Source organism: Paracoccus sp. R12_2, from assembly GCF_017744015.1.
Taxonomy (GTDB): domain Bacteria; phylum Pseudomonadota; class Alphaproteobacteria; order Rhodobacterales; family Rhodobacteraceae; genus Paracoccus.
The window spans coordinates 283,983-300,174 of the sequence record NZ_JAGHRA010000001.1 but is presented as its reverse complement, the minus strand read 5'-3'; the positions used below and the strand labels follow the sequence as shown (position 1 = coordinate 300,174).

Here is a 16,192-nt window from a genome sequence, read left to right as displayed (position 1 = left end):
GCGCCGGATGACATCATCCATGCGCGGCCAAGACGCCTTGGCGCCGTCAGTTCCCGCCCAGAATACCGTTCAGCGCGCGGCTTAGCGCGTCGTCCGAACTGGCGCTGCTGCTGGAACCGGATGTCTGCGGCGCGCCGCTGCCGCCGACCTCGGTCGGGGCGGTAATGACACGTCCGCCGCCATTCTGTGCCGCGCGGCGCTGGCTGTCGGCACCGTTCATCACACCTGCAAGCGCTGCGGCCAGAGGATCATCGGCGGACCCCGACGTAACCACCTTCGGCGTGCCCTGACCCTGCGACATGATGATGCCGCTGCCGTCGGGCGAGACGGTGGACAGGGGCAGGACCGGCAGACCGTCGTGGATCTCGCTCATCACGGCCTGCCAGATCTCGGCCGGCAGACCGCCGCCCGTGACACCCTTGAGCGGCGTGTTGTCGTCATATCCCATCCAGACACCGGTCACATATTGTTCGGTAAAGCCCACGAACCACGCGTCGCGATAGCTGCTGGTCGTGCCGGTCTTGCCCGCCGCGGGCCGGTCGCCCAGTTGCGCGCGGGTGCCGGTGCCCGATCCGATCACCTGCTGCATCATGTAGATCAGCTGTCCGGCGGCGCGCTGGCTGATGACCCGCGCACCCATGCCGCCCATCTGTCCCATCAACGGCTGATCGTCGCCCTTGATGTTCAGCTCGACCAGACCATAGGGCGCGACCGACGTGCCGCCGTTGCGGATCCCCGCATAGGCGCCGGTCAGTTCCAGCAACGTCGCTTCCGACGCGCCAAGCCCAAGCGAGGGGCTGCTGGTCAGGTTGCTGACGATCCCGAAATCATGCGCGACACGACGCACGGCGTCACGGCCCACGGATTCCTGCACCCTGATGGTCGCCGTGTTCAGCGACCGTTTCAGCGCGTCGGTCAGCGTGACCGGGCCATAGAAACGGCGGGTGTAGTTCTGCGGCGACCACGTCCGACCCCCCGACATCCTGATGGTCAGCGGCCCGTCCTGCACGATGTCGGACGGCGAATGCCCGGCCTCCAGCGAGGCCGCATAGACGAACGGCTTGAAGCTGGAGCCGGTCTGCCGCTTGGCCTGGATCGCGCGGTTGAACGCACCGTTCACCGTCGTGTCGCGTCCGCCGATCATGGCGCGCACGGCGCCGTCGGCCGACATGACCACGACGGCGACCTGCGCCTTGCTGCCTTCCTTCACCTTCTCGTCGAAGATCCGCTTGACCGCCCGTTCCGCTGCCCGCTGGATACGCTGGTCGAAGGTGGTCTTGACGGTCACGTCTTCGGTCGTCTCGCTGGTCAGGAAGCCCGGGCCGGTTTCCATCACCCAATCCGCGAAATATCCGCCCGCGCGCTCCGACGCGGCCTTCGACAGCACGGCGGGGTTCGCCTTGGCTTCGGCGAACTGTGTATCATCCAGATAGTCCTGTTCGTGCATCAGCCCCAGGATCACGCTGGCACGGTCCTGGCTGCGTTGCAGGTTTGCGGTCGGCGCGAAATAGCTGGGCGCCTTCAGCAGACCGGCCAGCATCGCGGCTTCGGCCGGGGTCACATCCGTTGCCGGCTTGTTGAAATAACGCTGGCTGGCGGCCTCGAAACCGCGCGCCCCGGCACCCAGATAGGACCGGTTCATGTAGATGTTGAGAATGTCGTCCTTGGAATACTTGGCTTCCAGCGCCAGCGCGAACGGCACTTCCTTGACCTTGCGCCACAGGCTGCCGACGCGGCAGTCGGCCTCGAATTCGGCCTCGTTCTTCCAGCGGATCGGATCGAAGGTCTCGCCAAGGCACAGAAGCTTGGCGACCTGCTGGGTGATGGTCGAACCGCCATTGCCTTCCAGCGGGCCGCGACCCTCGGCAAGGTTGATCCTGATCGCGCCGGCGATGCCGCGCGGGCTGACGCCCAGATGGCTGAAGAAGCGCCGGTCCTCGGTCGCGACCACGGCCTGACGCAGCACCGGGGCGATCTTGTCGCTGGTGACGGTGCCGAATGTCTCGCCGCGCCAGGCAAAGACCCGGTCCTCGTGGTCCAGCATGGTGACGCTGCCGCGTGCGCGCGCGTCGAACAAATCCTCTGGCTCGGGCAAGCCGGTGTAGTAATAGGCCGATGCAGCGCCGATGATCAGCAGCACCACCATGGTCAGCCGCCAGACCGACCCCCAGATGATCCGCCAGATCAGGCTGACCGTGCCCGTGATCGCGCGCACCACGGCATTCCCGCGCCGCTTGGGGCGCGTGCTGTGCCTTTTGACGCCGGTTTTCTTGCCGTCGGAAGGCTTCGATAAACCGCGCTTGTCGGCAACGGGACTGCGTCCCGTGCGTTTCGGGGTGCCGGTGGGTCGTTTCATGCGTAGGGTGCCTGCGTCTCTGCCGGGCCGGTTGTTACGGCCAAATTGCGCGTCAGCATACAGCAATAATCGGGGTGAGGGAATTGACCTGACCAATCCGTGATTTCGGCGAAACAATACTGCCCGCTGCGGCGATGCGGCGGCGGTGGGCACGCCCTTCCGGGATTCGCGTGGAGACATGCCTGATACGCCTTGATGATGCATGACGGGCCGTTGGTTCTGCCAAAGGCTGTGCCCGTGCGCCCGCGACATGCCGCCACATCGTGCAGTTCCACGACATTCTGACTGTTTTTCGGGCAGATTCTGTTTCTGCGATGCGGCGTGCCGCCCATCTCTTGTGCAGATGGGGTCTAACTGGGGATCAAAGCCAGAGTAAGCGGCCCTCCTGGCGGTCGCTCCACCAGAAGACAGGTGACGACTGATGAAAAAGATGATCCCCGGACTGGTCGCGGCCCTTGTGCTGACTGCGCTGCCCGCCATCGCGCAGGATGCCGCCGCCACCCCCGACCCCGCCGCCGCCCCGGCCGTCAGCGCCGATGTGGCCTATATCTTCAACACGCTGCTGTTCCTGATCGGCGGCTTCCTGGTGATGTGGATGGCCGCAGGCTTTGCCATGCTTGAGGCGGGGCTGGTCCGGTCGAAAAACGTCACCACGCAGCTGTTCAAGAACGTCTCTCTGTTCGCGATCGCGGGCATCATGTACTGGGTCATCGGCTATAACCTGATGTATCCGTCCGACTGGACCGTTCCGGGCATCATCGGCGAAATCTTCAGTCCCAAGGGCATCGATGCGGTCGGCACGGGTGTGGCGGATGACGGCTACTCCGCCGGATCGGACTTCTTCTTCCAGCTGATGTTCTGTGCGACCACCGCCTCGATCGTCTCGGGCACCCTGGCCGAGCGCGTGAAGCTGTGGCCGTTCATGATCTTCACCGTCGTCCTGACCGGGGTCATCTATCCGATCGAAGCCAGCTGGCAGTGGGGCGGAGGCTTCCTGTCCGAGATGGGCTTCTCGGATTTCGCCGGGTCGACGCTGGTTCATGCCACGGGCGGCTTCGCGGCGCTGGCGGGGGCAATCGTGCTGGGCGCGCGTTACGGCAAGTATCGCCCGGACGGCAGGCTGCAGCCGATGCCGGGTTCGAACCTTGCCCTTGCGACGCTTGGGACATTCATCCTGTGGCTGGGCTGGTTCGGTTTCAACGGTGCCTCGCAATTGGCCATCGGGTCGGTCAATGACGCGGCCGATGTCAGCCGGATCTTCGTGAACACGAACATGGCCGCCTCGGCCGGTGCAATTGCCGCGGTCATCACCACGCAACTGCTGTATGGCAAGATCGACCTGACGATGGTGCTGAACGGGGCGCTGGCCGGTCTGGTGTCGATCACCGCCGAACCCCTGACGCCCTCGATCTTCGCGGCCTTGCTGATCGGCGGTGTGGGCGGTGCGATCGCGGTGTTCGTGGTGCCGATGCTGGACAAGTTCAAGATCGACGATGTCGTCGGTGCGATCCCGGTCCACCTTGTGGCGGGCGTCTGGGGCACCATCATCGTCCCTGCCACCAACCCGGACACCAGCTTCGTGACCCAGATCATCGGCGTGGTCGCAATCGGGGCCTTCACCTTTGTCGTCAGCCTGGTGATCTGGTTGATCCTGAAGGCGACGATGGGCATTCGCGTGGACCGCGAGGCCGAGATCACCGGGCTGGATATCACGGAGATGGGGATGGAAGCCTATCCCGACTTCGTCCAGGCAAAATAAACACAGGGTCTCTTCCCGGAGAGAGGGCGGGCCGCGCAAGCGGTCCGCCCTTTCGGTGTCGAAGGCGGCAAGATCGAAACCGGCAGGATCTGTGCGGGCGGTGCTGGTCAGGCGACGCGGCTGACGACGAAATCGGCCAGATCGGACAGCATGTCGCGGATCGGATGGTCGGGCAGCGGCGTCAATGCATCCCTTGCGCGTGCGGCCCAATCCAGAGCGTCTTCCCGCGCCGCCTGCATCGCGCCATGGCGCGCCAGCAGTTGCAGGGCGTGTTCAAGATCGCCCTCGCGCTGATCGCCCTTCTCGATGGTCCGGACCCAGAAGGCGCGTTCATCCGCGTCGGCCAGCGCCACCGCCTTGATCACCGGCAGGGTCAGTTTTCGTTCGCGGAAATCGTCGCCGACATTCTTGCCGATGGTCTGCGTCGCGCCGCCATAGTCCAGAAGGTCGTCCACGATCTGGAACGCGATCCCCAGCGCGTCACCGTAATCATGCAGCGCCTGAACCTGCGCCTCGGGCGCGCCTGCGATCACGCCGCCGACCTCGGTCGCGGCCGAGAACAGCGCGGCGGTCTTGCCGCGGATCACCTGCAGATACACGCCCTCGTCGGTCCGCAGATCTTGCGCGGCGGTCAGTTGCAGCACCTCGCCTTCGGCAATCGTCGCGCTGGCATTCGCAAGGATTTCCAGCGTGCGCATATTGCCCGGCTCGACCATCAGCTGGAAACTGCGTGCAAACAGGTAGTCGCCGACCAGAACCGAGGATTTGTTGTCCCACAGCAGGTTCGCCGTCGGCCGTCCGCGGCGCTGGCGACTTTCGTCCACCACGTCGTCATGCAGCAGCGTGGCGGTATGGATGAATTCGACCGTCGCCGCCAAATGAACGTGATAGGGGCCGTCATACCCGGCCAGTCTGGCCGCCGCCAAGGTCAGCATCGGGCGCAGCCGTTTGCCCCCGGCTTCTACCAGATGGGCCGTGACTTCGGGGATGCGGGGGGCGTGGCGGCTGGCCATGCGTGCGCGGATCAGTGCGTTCACGGCCTCCATTTCGGCCGCCAAAGCCTCTGACAACCGATCCAGCGGTTTCTGGACGTCTTCTTGCACACCCATGCCCACACCCCGTTATGCAGGCCAACGCATTGCCATGCCATCGACAAATTCGCAACCGCCCCTTACCTGTTTCATCATGAAAGAGCTTTTGCGCAGCACCGACCCCGTCCGCATCTCGCGCGTCCTTGACCTGCTGGACGGCGAAGGGATTCCCGCATTCGAGATGGACCAGCACATGAGCGTCCTCGAGGGTTCCATCGGGATCCTGCCGCGCCGGGTGATGGTCGCGGATCGCGACGAATTCATGGCGCGCGCCATTCTGCGCGACGCGGGACTGGATGACTGAGACCCGGGAAGACGGCTTTCTGGACGGGCGATTGCGCATCGCACAGCCGACGCGCGGCTATCGCGCGGGCGCGGATGCGGTGATGCTTGCCGCGGCTTGCCCGGCGCGGGCCGGACAGGCCGTTCTGGAACTGGGCTGCGGCGCGGGCGTGGCCAGCCTGTGCCTGGGGTGGCGGGTGCCGGATCTGCGCCTGACGGGGATCGAGATCCAGCCGGACTATGCCGATCTGGCGCGGCACAATGCCGCAACCAACAACATCCCCTTGAGCGTCGTGACCGGCGATCTGGCGTCGCCGCCCTCGGGTGTGCGCGATGCAAGCTTCGATCATGTGATCGCCAACCCGCCCTTTTTTCAGGGGGGCACCGCCGCCCTCGATCCGGGCCGCGCGATCGCGCGGCAGGAATACACTCCCCTTGAAGGCTGGATCGATGCCGGACTGCGGCGGCTGTTGCCCGGCGGCACTCTGACGCTGATCCAGCGCGCCGACCGACTGGATTCGGTCATCTGCGCGTTGTCCGGTCGTGCCGGGGCGATCATCGTCCTTCCGGTGGCCGCACGCGAGGGGCGAGAGGCCGGTCGCGTTCTGCTGACCGCGCGCAAGGGTGGGCGGGCACCGCTGCGGCTGCTGGCGCCCTTCGTGATGCACGGTGCGGTGCGGCACGATACCGACGCCGAGGATCTGACACATGCCGCGCAAGCGGTGCTTCGCCGGGGTGAGCCGATCACGGCGCTGTTTACGAAAGTCTCGTGACAGAATCGAAAAGCTGTGCTGCAATTGCCTTGTTCGACACAACCACAGAGGAGGACGCGATGTCGGTTACTTCCCATGTCGAGGAGCTGCGCAGGAAGCACAATGCTCTTTCGGAAGCCGTTGAAAAGGCGCAAAAAAGTCCGGGAGCAAGCGATCTGGAAATTTCTGCGATGAAGCGCGAGAAGCTTCGCATCAAGGAAGAAATCACCCGGCTGTCCCACTGATCCGTTGAACGGTGAATTGTTTGCAAGAAAGGCCCGCGCGATCCGCGCGGGCCGTCTTTGTCTCAGGCCTCGGGATCAGGCGAAATACTGCCCGCCATTCGCGCTGATGGTGGATCCGGTCACGAACCCCGCGTCATCCGACGCCAGGAACACCACGGCGCGGGCGATTTCCTCGGGTTCGCCCAGGCGCCCGACGGGGATCTGCGCGATGATGGATTCGCGCACCTTCTCGGGCACTGCCATCACCATTTCGGTCGCGATATAGCCGGGGCAGATCGCGTTGACGGTGATGTTGTTGCGCGCGCCTTCCTGCGCCAGGGCCTTGGTAAAGCCCAGATCGCCCGCCTTGGCGGCCGAATAGTTGGCCTGCGCGAACTGCCCCTTCTGGCCGTTGATCGAGCTGATGTTGATGATGCGGCCGAACTTGCGGTCGCGCAGACCCGGCCACAGCGGATGGGTCATGTTGAAGATGCCGGTCAGGTTGGTGTCGATGACTTCCTTCCACTGCTGCGGCGTCATCTTGTGGAACGGCGCATCGCGGGTGATCCCGGCATTGTTGACCAGGACCGCGATCGGGCCAAGTTCATCCTCGACCTGCTTGATGCCGGCAGCGCAGGCGTCGTAATCGGCGACCGACCACTTGTAGGTCTTGATGCCGGTTTCGTCGGTGAAGGCCTTCGCGGCTTCGTCATTGCCGGCATAGTTCGCGGCAACGGTATAGCCCGCGTCTTTCAGCGCCTTGGATATCGCCGCGCCGATTCCGCGCGAACCTCCGGTGACCAATGCAACCTTCGACATGTTTCCCCCCTTCCGGAAATGGTATTCAGGCAATCTTGTTACCGATCAGATGCTGGGCGCGCAAGATCATTGCGCGCCCATGTGGATGGTTCAGCGTTCGACGCACAGCGCGACGCCCATGCCGCCGCCGATGCACAGCGTGGCCAGGCCCTTCTTGGCGTCACGGCGCTTCATTTCGAACAGAAGCGTGTTCAGGACGCGGCAGCCCGAGGCACCGATCGGATGGCCGATGGCAATGGCGCCGCCATTCACGTTCACGATGGACGGGTCCCAGCCCATGTCCTTGTTCACCGCGCAGGCCTGTGCGGCAAAAGCCTCGTTCGCCTCGACCAGATCCAGGTCACCGACGCTCCAGCCGGCCTTTTCCAGTGCCTTGCGGCTGGCGGGAATCGGGCCGGTGCCCATGATCGCCGGGTCCAGGCCGGCGGTCGCATAGGACGCGATGCGGGCCAGCGGCGTCAGTCCGCGGCGCGACGCCTCTTCTTCGGTCATGACCATCACGGCCGCCGCGCCGTCATTCAGCCCCGAGGCGTTGGCGGCAGTGACCGAGCCTTCCTTGGCAAAGGCCGGTTTCAGCTTCTGCATCGCGTCCAGTGTCGCGCCGTGGCGAACATATTCGTCCTTGTCCACGACGGTGTCGCCCTTGCGGGTCTTGACCGTGTAGGCGACGATTTCATCGTCAAAGCGGCCTTCCTTTTGCGCCGCCTCGGCCTTGTTCTGGCTGGCGACCGCGAATTCGTCCTGCTGGTCGCGGCTGATCGACCATTTCTCTGCTACGTTCTCGGCCGTCTGGCCCATGTGGTAATTGTTGAAGGCGTCCCACAAACCGTCACGGATCATCGTGTCGATCATCTTCATGTCGCCCATCTTCTGGCCGGCGCGAAGATAGGCGGCGTGCGGTGCCAGGGACATGCTTTCCTGACCTCCGGCCAGCACGATCTTTGCATCGCCCAGAACGACCTGTTGCGCGGCCAGCGCGACGGCGCGCAACCCCGACCCGCAGACCTGGTTGATCAGCCAGGCGGCGGATTCCTGCGGCAATCCGGCATTGATATGGGCCTGCCGGGCAGGGTTCTGGCCCTGGGCGCCGGTCAGCACCTGGCCCAGGATGGTCTCGCTGATTTCGGCCGGATCGACGCCTGCGCGGGCAACCACCTCTTTCAGCACCGCGGCGCCAAGGTCATGGGCGGGCACATTGGCAAACGATCCAAGAAAACTGCCGACCGGGGTGCGGGCGGCGGAAACGATTACGGCTTTGGTCATGGCGAGCTCCTTACCATCGACGCCGATACTTCGGCGAATCGATGTCAGGATGCGGGTTCGTGCCGTCGCGTCAAGCCGATCACGACCGATGATGCGGCTCGCGGCGGGGCTTTGCGCCCACCCGGGCCGCGGCACAGGGGTGGCCTTTACTGCCCGCCTGCATGCTGTCCCGGCTTGCCGGGTCGGGCGCCGCCTTGTCTGAGCGGCGCTGCGCGAGCCACGTCGCGAGGTCGGTCAGCGGCGTGCGACCGAGGGGGGCGACTTCCAGGGCGGGGCGATGGTCGGGGCGCCGAAATAGAAGCCCTGAAGGCAGTCGATCCCGTTTTCGATCAGGAAACTGGCATCGTCTGCGGTCTCGACCGACTCCGCGACGGTGAACATGTCGAAGTGATGGGCAATCGACATCAGCGCGCGGGTCAGGACCTGATTGTCGGGATGTTCGGCGATTTCGCGGATGAACTGGCCGTCGATCTTGATCATGTCGAAACAGAAATCGCGCAGATACCGAAATGATGTATATCCCGCCCCGAAATCGTCCAGCGCCAGCGAAATTCCCAGCCGCTGCACTTCGGCCATGAAGTTGCGCACCTGGTCGGGCATGCCCATCGCCGAGCTTTCGGTGATTTCGAGGATCAGCCTTTCGCCGACATGCGGATCGTCGGTGATGCTGTCGCGCAGCGTGCGGATCCAGTCGGGATAGCCGATCGAACGTGCGGACATGTTGATCGACAGCCGCAGCGACGGGTCTTCCGTCAGGGCCTGCAATCCCAGCGACAGCGACAGGCAGTCGATCTGGCGGCCAAGTTCGGTGGTTTCGGCCACCGGCATGAAATCCTTCAGCGGCACGATCCGGCCCGAATCGTCGATGATCCGGATCAGCCCTTCATAGAACGCGGCGCGTTCGGTGCGCTGCGCCTGCACGATGGGTTGAAAGGCCAGGACGCCATTGCCCTTTTCCACCGCCGCGCGCACGGCGGGCAGGGTGATCCGGCTTTGCTGGTCGATGGCATAGTCCAGCGGCGAGCCTTTGGGGGGTGTGCCGTTGCTCACATCGGGCCTCATCCAAGGTAGGGTCTTGTTGCACTTTGCGCATGATCCCCTAATTTCGCGTAAATGCGCAGGAAATTCTGGACTCGAGGTTAACGGCAGATGACGCGATGCAGCTGGTGCGGAACCGATCCGCTATACGTCGCCTATCACGACGAGGAATGGGGGGTGCCGGAATACGACCCCCGCGCCCTGTGGGAAAAGCTGGTGCTGGACGGGTTCCAGGCGGGTCTCAGCTGGATCACGATCCTGCGCAAGCGCGACAATTTCCGCCAGGAATTCGACGGGTTCGACCCCGAGCGGGTTGCGACCTGGGACGAGGCCAGGATCCAGCGCGCCCTGCAGAACCCGGGAATCATCCGGCATCGGGGCAAGATCGCGGCAACCGTCAAGGGTGCGCAGCTGTTCCTGGACATCGAGGAAAGGGAAGGCTTTTCCCCGTGGCTGTGGTCCTTTGTCGGCGGCCAGCCGATCCAGAACCGTTTTTCCAGCATGGCCGAAGTGCCCGCGGCGACACCCGAATCAACCGCGATGTCGAAGGCCTTGAAGAAGCGTGGCTTCAATTTCTGCGGCCCGGTGATCGTCTATGCGTTCATGCAGGCGACGGGCATGGTCAACGATCACATGACCGATTGTCCGTGCCACGCCCAGGTCAGTCGGCAGTCAGCTGACGGATGACCTGTTTGGCGGCGTCGCTTGACCAGTCGGCGTCGCCCAGAAGCCGTGCAACTTCTTTGCCGTCGCGGTCGATCAGCACGCTGACGGGCAGGCCCACCACCCCCATGCTGCGCGCAAGCCGCTGTTTCGGGTCCAGCAGAACCGGCAGGTTCTTTACCCCCGTCTCTTCGAAGAATTCGTCGATCTTGGCGGGTGCGTTGCGGCCGGTGGCGATGGTCACGACCTGAAAATCATCGCCGCCCAGCTCGGATTGTAGCGCGTCAAGCGACGGCATTTCCTCGCGGCAGGGCGCGCACCAGGTCGCCCAGAAATTCACCAGCGCGACCTTGCCCTGCCAGTCGGACAGCGTGTGGGTGCCGCCATCCGGGTCGGTGAATTCGGTCTGGGAAATGGCGGGCGCGTCTTCTGACGGGACCAGCTTGGCCAGACCGGCGTCATGTGCGGCCTGCCAGTCCACCTCGCCCGAAAAGGCGGTGTTTGCACCGATAACCAGCGCCGTATAAAGCAGGACAGAACGCAGCATGTGACCTCCGAAGGACGAACCTAATGACCGACCGGCCCCCGACCAAGGACGCCGCCAACAGCATGTGGGGCGGGCGCTTCGCCGCCGGGCCCGACGCGATCATGGAGGCCATCAATGCCTCGATCGGCTTCGACCGGCGGCTTTACGCCCAGGATATCCGGGGCAGCCGGGCCCATGCCGCCATGCTGGCTGCACAAGGCATCATCAGCGATAGCGATGCAAACGCGATCGGGGAAGGGCTTCTCACGGTCTTGTCAGAGATCGAGGCGGGCGATTTTCCGTTCAGCGCGGCGCTGGAAGACATCCACATGAATGTCGAGGCGCGGCTGAAGGACATCATCGGCGAACCGGCGGGACGACTGCATACCGGCCGGTCGCGCAACGATCAGGTGGCGACCGACTTCCGGCTGTGGGTGCGCGATCAGTGCGACGCGGCGATTTCGGGGCTTGAGGCCGTGATCCGCGCGGCGCTGACGCAAGCAGAGGCCGGCGCGGATTGGGTGATGCCGGGCTTTACCCATCTGCAGACCGCGCAGCCGGTCACCTGGGGCCATCACATGATGGCCTATGTCGAGATGTTCGGCCGCGACCTTGGGCGATTCCGCGATGCGCGTGCCCGGATGAACGAATCGCCACTGGGTGCGGCCGCGCTGGCGGGAACGGGCTATCCGATCGACCGCGAGGCGACGGCGAAGGCGCTGGCTTTCGACCGCCCGATGGCCAACAGTCTGGATGCCGTCAGCGATCGTGATTTCGCGCTGGAATTCCTGTCTGCGGCGTCGATCTGCGCGGTCCACCTGTCGCGCCTGTCGGAAGAGCTGGTGATCTGGTCCTCGGCGCAGTTCCGGTTCGTGTCGATGTCGGACAAGTGGTCCACCGGATCATCGATCATGCCGCAGAAGCGTAACCCTGACGCGGCCGAATTGATCCGCGCCAAGATCGGGCGCATCCTTGGCGCCACCGTCGCGCTGTTCACGGTCATGAAGGGGCTGCCCTTGGCCTATTCCAAGGACATGCAGGAAGACAAGGAACAGGTCTTCGATGCCGCCGACAACGTGCTGCTTGCCCTGGCGGCGATGGCCGGGATGCTGGCGGATCTGACGGCGAACAAGGGCCGGATGGAGGCTGCGGCCTCGGCAGGGTTCTCGACCGCGACGGACCTGGCCGACTGGCTGGTGCGCGAGGCGGGGCTGCCCTTCCGCGAGGCGCATCACGCCACCGGTTCGCTGGTCGCGCTGGCCGAGGGGAAAGGATGCGACCTCGACGAGCTGTCGCTGGCCGAGATGCAATCGGTCAATCCCGCCATCAACCAGTCTGTCTATTCCGTTCTGGGCGTCCACAACTCGGTCGCGTCCCGGCAAAGCTATGGTGGCACCGCGCCCGATCAGGTGCGCGCACAGATTTCACGCTGGAAGGAGAAACTGGCATGATGCGACTGACCCTGATTGCGGTGCTGGCCCTGTCGGCCTGCGGTGTCGATGGACCGCCGGAACGGCCAACCGCGCCCAAGACGCCGCCGAAATCCGGCGTGTCAATCTCGGGGCACGCCACCGTGGGTGTCGTCTCGGAGCTGTAAGTGGATCATTTCAACTATCACGATGGCGAATTGCACGCCGAGGATGTGGCCCTGTCGCGGATCGCGGCAGAGGTCGGCACCCCGGTCTATGTCTATTCGACTGCGACGCTGACCAGGCATTTCGACCTGTTCCGACGGGCGCTGGACTGGACCCCGCATCTGGTCTGCTTTGCGGTCAAGGCCAATTCGAACCTCGCCGTCCTGAAGCTGATGGGGGACATGGGCGCCGGGATGGACGTCGTTTCGGGCGGCGAATACGCCCGCGCCAGGGCGGCGGGCGTGCCGGGCGACCGGATCGTGTTTTCCGGCGTCGGCAAGACCATCCCCGAGATGCGTCAGGCCATCGAAGGCGGCATCCGGCAGTTCAACATCGAAAGCGAACCCGAGATGCGGGCACTGTCCGCGCTGGCGGTGTCCATGGGCGTCGAGGTGCCGGTGGCGATCCGCGTGAATCCGGACGTGGATGCCAAGACGCACGAAAAGATCGCCACGGGCAAGTCCGACAACAAGTTCGGCATCCCCATCGCCAAGTCCCGGGCTGTCTATGCCGAGGCCGCGGCGCTGCCGGGGCTGCGCGTCGTCGGCGTCGATGTCCATATCGGCAGCCAGCTGACCGATCTGGACCCCTATCGCATGGCCTATGCCAAGGTGGCCGATCTGACCCGCGCGCTGCGGGCTGATGGCCATGACATCACCCGTCTGGATCTGGGCGGCGGTCTGGGCATCCCCTATCGCCGTGACAACAACGCCCCGCCTCTGCCGCTTGAATATGGTCAGGTGATCCGCGACACGGTCGGCGATCTGGGATGCGAGATCGAGATCGAGCCGGGTCGCAATATCGTCGGCAATGCGGGCATCCTGCTGGCTCAGGTGATCTATCTGAAAGAGGGTGAGGGTCGCGATTTCCTGATCGTCGATGCCGCGATGAACGACCTGCTGCGCCCGGCCATGTACGGTGCGCATCACGACATCGTCCCGGTGTCCGAATCCGCGCCGGGCGCCGAGGTGCGGCCCTTCGATGTCGTGGGGCCGGTCTGCGAATCGGGTGATACGTTCCAGAAGGGGACGCAGCTTCCCGCCCTGTCCGCCGGTGATCTTGTGGCGTTCCGGTCAGCCGGCGCCTATGGCGCGGTGATGGCGTCCGAATACAATTCGCGCCCGCTGGTGCCCGAGGTGCTGGTCAAGGACGATCACTTCGCCGTCATCCGGGCGCGACCGACATTTGAGGAAATGCTGTCCCGGGATACCATCCCGGAATGGCTTTGACAGGACGCAAGGATCCGACGTCGCGGCCGGTGGCTGTCGGCCCCCGGCCCGACGAGGGTATTTGGACAAGGAAGAACACGCGTCTGACGCGCGCGCTTCGTCTGACCCGTTGGGGAATGACCTGGGAACGGGGCGCGCGGGCGTTCTGGCCGCTGGGGGCGGTGCTGTGTCTTTTATTCGCGGCATTTGCCCTTGGGGGTGTCCTGACAGTGCCGCCCGCGGCCCTGCCATGGCTGGCAGGGCTGGCGCTGATCCTGGTGATCGCGACGGCCGTGCGGGGCGGGCTTCGCTATCGCAGGGTGCGCGAGATCGAGGCCGTCGAGCGGCTTGACCGGACGCTGCCGGGCAGGCCCCTGACAGCCCTGGGCGATCACGCGGCATTGGGTGGCGAAGGTGCGCTGTGGCGCGCGCATCTGGCGCAGATGCAGGCGCGCAGCCGGGATGCGCGGGCTGTCCGCCCCGATGCCGGTCTTGCGCGGCGCGATCCGTTCGCGCTGCGGCTGGTATCGCTGGTCGCACTGGTCATGGCGCTGATCTTCGGCGGTGCGGCACAGATGGGAAAGGGTGTCGAGGCTATCGCGGCGACGGTCGGTCGGCCCCTGGCCGGTGGGAGTGTCGCGTCCGGGCCAAGCTGGGAGGGTTGGGCCGAACCGCCTGCCTACACGCGCCGCCCGACAATCTACCTGAACGCACTGGCCGAGGGGCAGATTCTGGAACTGCCGAAGGGCAGCGCGGTGACATTTCGTCTTTATGGCGACGGGGCGTCGGTCGAGCAGGACATTGGCGGCGTGGTCAGCGACGACCCGCAGGCACCGGGATTTCGGGCCGAACGGTCGGGCCGGATCGAGGTCGGAGACAGGCTGTTCGAGGTCACGGTTCTGCCCGACCGCCCGCCGCTGATCCGCGCAGGTGCCGCGCCCACAAGGCGCGCCGACGGTCGGATGGTCCAGGAATTCGAGGCCGAAGATGACAACGGCATCACCTCCGGGCAGGCGCGGATCACGCTGGATCTGGCTTCGGTGGACCGGCAGTTCGGCCTGAAGACCCAGCCCGAGCCGCGCGACCCCGTCGAATTGACCCTGCCCTTGCCACGTGGTGGCGACCGCCGCGAGGTTACCGGTCAGCTTGTCGAGGATCTGGCCCGCCACCCTTGGGCGAACCTTCCCGTCACGCTGACGCTGGAGGCGGTGGACGGCATTGATCAGACCGGTCGATCCGAACCTTTCGACACGGTCCTGCCCGGCAGGCGTTTCTTCGAGCCGCGCGCCGCAGCGCTGATCGAGATGCGGCGCGATCTGCTGTGGTCGCGTCAGAATGCCCGCCGCAGCGCCGAGATCCTACGCGCGATCACATGGCAGCCCGACGGCTTCATCGATCAGACGCTGTATCTGCAACTGCGCGGTGCCGTCCGGCAACTCGAGTCGGGCGCACTGTCCGAAGAGGCGCGCGACAAGCTGGCCGAAGCCCTGTGGAAGGCCGCGATCCTGCTGGAAGACGGCGGGCTGTCGGACGCGCTGGAACGCATGAGACAGGCGCAGGAAAAACTGTCCGAGGCGATCCGGAACGGGGCCAGCCCCGACGAAATCCAGCGCCTGATGGATGAGCTGAAAGAGGCCACCGATGCCTATACCAGCATGCTGGCCGAACAGGGGCAGCAGGATCCAGCGGACCGCTTTGCCGAGAACCAGCAGGGCCAGAGCATCACCGGCGACCAGATTCAGCAGATGATGGACGAGATTCAGCGCCTGATGAACGAGGGCCGGATGGCCGAAGCCCAGCAATTGCTGGAACAGTTCAACCGCATGATGGAGAATTTGCAGGTCACGCAGGGCCAGGGCGGGGAAGGCCAGCAGGGCAGCCAGGGCAACCAGCAGATGAACCGGCTGGCCGACACGTTGCGCGAGCAGCAGCGCCTGTCGGACGAGGCGTTCCGTGACATGCAGGAACAGTTCGGGCAGGGCCAGATGGGCCAGCCTTCCGAGAACGCCGGCGACCTGGCGGAACGCCAGCGCGGATTGCGCGAAGAACTGGGCCAGCAGCGCGGCATGCTGCCGGGGCAGGGTTCCGAACAGGGCGACCGCGCGCGGCAGCAGCTGGACGAGGCCGGCCGCGCGATGGAGGATGCCGAACAGGCACTGCGCGACGGTGATACCGGCGGCGCCTTGCAGCGTCAGGCCGACGCGATCGAATCAATGCGCGAAGGCATGCGGTCCTTGTCGGACATGATGGGCCAAGAGGAACGGCGCCGGGCAGATGACGGCCAGCAGCAGGGACAAGAGGGTCAGGAAGGCCAGCAGCCCGGCGGCGAGCAGGGCCAGACCGCCCAGGACGGGATGGGCAGCGATCGCCGCCCGATGCTGGATCCTCTGGGTCGGCAGACCGATGGCAACGGCAACATGATCACCATGGGCGACCCCCTGGCCGAAGGCATCGACCCGGCCAAGCGCGCGCGTGACCTGCTGGACGAGATCCGCCGGCGCAGCGGCCAGCGCGACCGTCCGCAGGACGAGCGTGACTATCTGGACCGGTTGCTGGAGCGGTTCTGAACGGCGGCAC

Annotated in this window: 15 protein-coding genes; 9 read left to right on the top strand and 6 right to left on the bottom strand. The window is 65.1% G+C overall.

What is annotated here, in order from left to right; translation table 11 throughout:
• Nucleotides 1-46 precede the first annotated feature (46 nt).
• Nucleotides 47-2,356 carry a transglycosylase domain-containing protein gene (locus J7359_RS01455; RefSeq protein ID WP_209054738.1) on the bottom strand — a complete coding sequence of 770 codons (2,310 nt, stop codon included), beginning with the start codon at nucleotides 2,354-2,356 and terminating at the stop codon, nucleotides 47-49.
• A gap of 421 nt (nucleotides 2,357-2,777) precedes the next feature.
• On the opposite strand from J7359_RS01455, the gene J7359_RS01450 reads away from it, so the two are divergent.
• Nucleotides 2,778-4,115, top strand: a complete 1,338-nt coding sequence (locus tag J7359_RS01450) for an ammonium transporter (protein ID WP_209054737.1) — start codon at nucleotides 2,778-2,780, stop codon at nucleotides 4,113-4,115.
• Nucleotides 4,116-4,222: 107 nt separating this feature from the next.
• Here J7359_RS01450 and J7359_RS01445 read toward each other — a convergent pair whose 3' ends face one another.
• Entirely contained in the window at nucleotides 4,223-5,224 is a 1,002-nt protein-coding gene (locus J7359_RS01445) for a polyprenyl synthetase family protein (RefSeq protein ID WP_209054736.1), read from the bottom strand.
• Nucleotides 5,225-5,300: 76 nt separating this feature from the next.
• Here J7359_RS01445 and J7359_RS01440 point away from each other — a divergent pair, with 76 nt between their 5' ends.
• Genes J7359_RS01440 through J7359_RS01430 form a run of 3 tightly spaced genes read left to right on the top strand, consistent with a single transcriptional unit; the run spans nucleotide 5,301 to nucleotide 6,485 of the window.
• Nucleotides 5,301-5,510 carry a DUF2007 domain-containing protein gene (locus J7359_RS01440; RefSeq protein WP_209054735.1) on the top strand — a complete coding sequence of 70 codons (210 nt, stop codon included), beginning with the start codon at nucleotides 5,301-5,303 and terminating at the stop codon, nucleotides 5,508-5,510.
• Complete coding sequence (locus tag J7359_RS01435; RefSeq protein WP_209054734.1) at nucleotides 5,503-6,261, top strand: methyltransferase; 759 nt, start codon at nucleotides 5,503-5,505, stop codon at nucleotides 6,259-6,261. Before J7359_RS01440 ends, J7359_RS01435 begins: the two co-directional genes overlap by 8 nt.
• A 59-nt stretch (nucleotides 6,262-6,320) precedes the next feature.
• Complete coding sequence (locus J7359_RS01430) at nucleotides 6,321-6,485, top strand: YdcH family protein (protein ID WP_209054986.1); 165 nt, start codon at nucleotides 6,321-6,323, stop codon at nucleotides 6,483-6,485.
• 75 nt (nucleotides 6,486-6,560) lie between these two features.
• Here J7359_RS01430 and J7359_RS01425 read toward each other — a convergent pair whose 3' ends face one another.
• The 3 genes from J7359_RS01425 to J7359_RS01415 all read right to left on the bottom strand — a co-directional run bounded on the left by J7359_RS01425 (nucleotide 6,561) and on the right by J7359_RS01415 (nucleotide 9,608).
• Nucleotides 6,561-7,283: a beta-ketoacyl-ACP reductase gene (locus J7359_RS01425; RefSeq protein WP_209054733.1), complete on the bottom strand. Its 723-nt coding sequence runs from the start codon at nucleotides 7,281-7,283 to the stop codon at nucleotides 6,561-6,563.
• A 90-nt stretch (nucleotides 7,284-7,373) separates the two neighbouring features.
• Nucleotides 7,374-8,546 carry an acetyl-CoA C-acetyltransferase gene (locus J7359_RS01420; RefSeq protein ID WP_209054732.1) on the bottom strand — a complete coding sequence of 391 codons (1,173 nt, stop codon included), beginning with the start codon at nucleotides 8,544-8,546 and terminating at the stop codon, nucleotides 7,374-7,376.
• A 234-nt stretch (nucleotides 8,547-8,780) separates the two neighbouring features.
• Nucleotides 8,781-9,608 (bottom strand): EAL domain-containing protein, encoded by an 828-nt coding sequence (locus J7359_RS01415; RefSeq protein ID WP_209054731.1) that lies wholly within the window; start codon nucleotides 9,606-9,608, stop codon nucleotides 8,781-8,783.
• 87 nt (nucleotides 9,609-9,695) lie between these two features.
• Between J7359_RS01415 and J7359_RS01410 the strand changes: the two genes are divergently transcribed.
• On the top strand, nucleotides 9,696-10,271 hold the full coding sequence (locus tag J7359_RS01410) for a DNA-3-methyladenine glycosylase I (protein WP_209054730.1): 576 nt from the start codon (nucleotides 9,696-9,698) through the stop codon (nucleotides 10,269-10,271).
• Here J7359_RS01410 and J7359_RS01405 read toward each other — a convergent pair.
• Nucleotides 10,246-10,794: a TlpA disulfide reductase family protein gene (locus tag J7359_RS01405; RefSeq protein ID WP_209054729.1), complete on the bottom strand. Its 549-nt coding sequence runs from the start codon at nucleotides 10,792-10,794 to the stop codon at nucleotides 10,246-10,248. The genes J7359_RS01410 and J7359_RS01405 overlap by 26 nt on opposite strands.
• 23 nt (nucleotides 10,795-10,817) lie before the next feature.
• Here J7359_RS01405 and argH point away from each other — a divergent pair, with 23 nt between their 5' ends.
• The 4 genes from argH to J7359_RS01385 are packed head-to-tail and all read left to right on the top strand — an operon-like array spanning nucleotide 10,818 to nucleotide 16,182.
• Complete coding sequence (argH, locus tag J7359_RS01400; protein WP_209054728.1) at nucleotides 10,818-12,224, top strand: argininosuccinate lyase; 1,407 nt, start codon at nucleotides 10,818-10,820, stop codon at nucleotides 12,222-12,224.
• Nucleotides 12,221-12,370: a hypothetical protein gene (locus tag J7359_RS01395; protein ID WP_209055007.1), complete on the top strand. Its 150-nt coding sequence runs from the start codon at nucleotides 12,221-12,223 to the stop codon at nucleotides 12,368-12,370. Before argH ends, J7359_RS01395 begins: the two co-directional genes overlap by 4 nt.
• Nucleotides 12,371-13,636: a diaminopimelate decarboxylase gene (lysA, locus tag J7359_RS01390; RefSeq protein WP_209054727.1), complete on the top strand. Its 1,266-nt coding sequence runs from the start codon at nucleotides 12,371-12,373 to the stop codon at nucleotides 13,634-13,636.
• A gap of 29 nt (nucleotides 13,637-13,665) precedes the next feature.
• Nucleotides 13,666-16,182 (top strand): DUF4175 domain-containing protein, encoded by a 2,517-nt coding sequence (locus J7359_RS01385; RefSeq protein WP_348524321.1) that lies wholly within the window; start codon nucleotides 13,666-13,668, stop codon nucleotides 16,180-16,182.
• The last annotated feature ends 10 nt before the right edge of the window (nucleotides 16,183-16,192 follow it).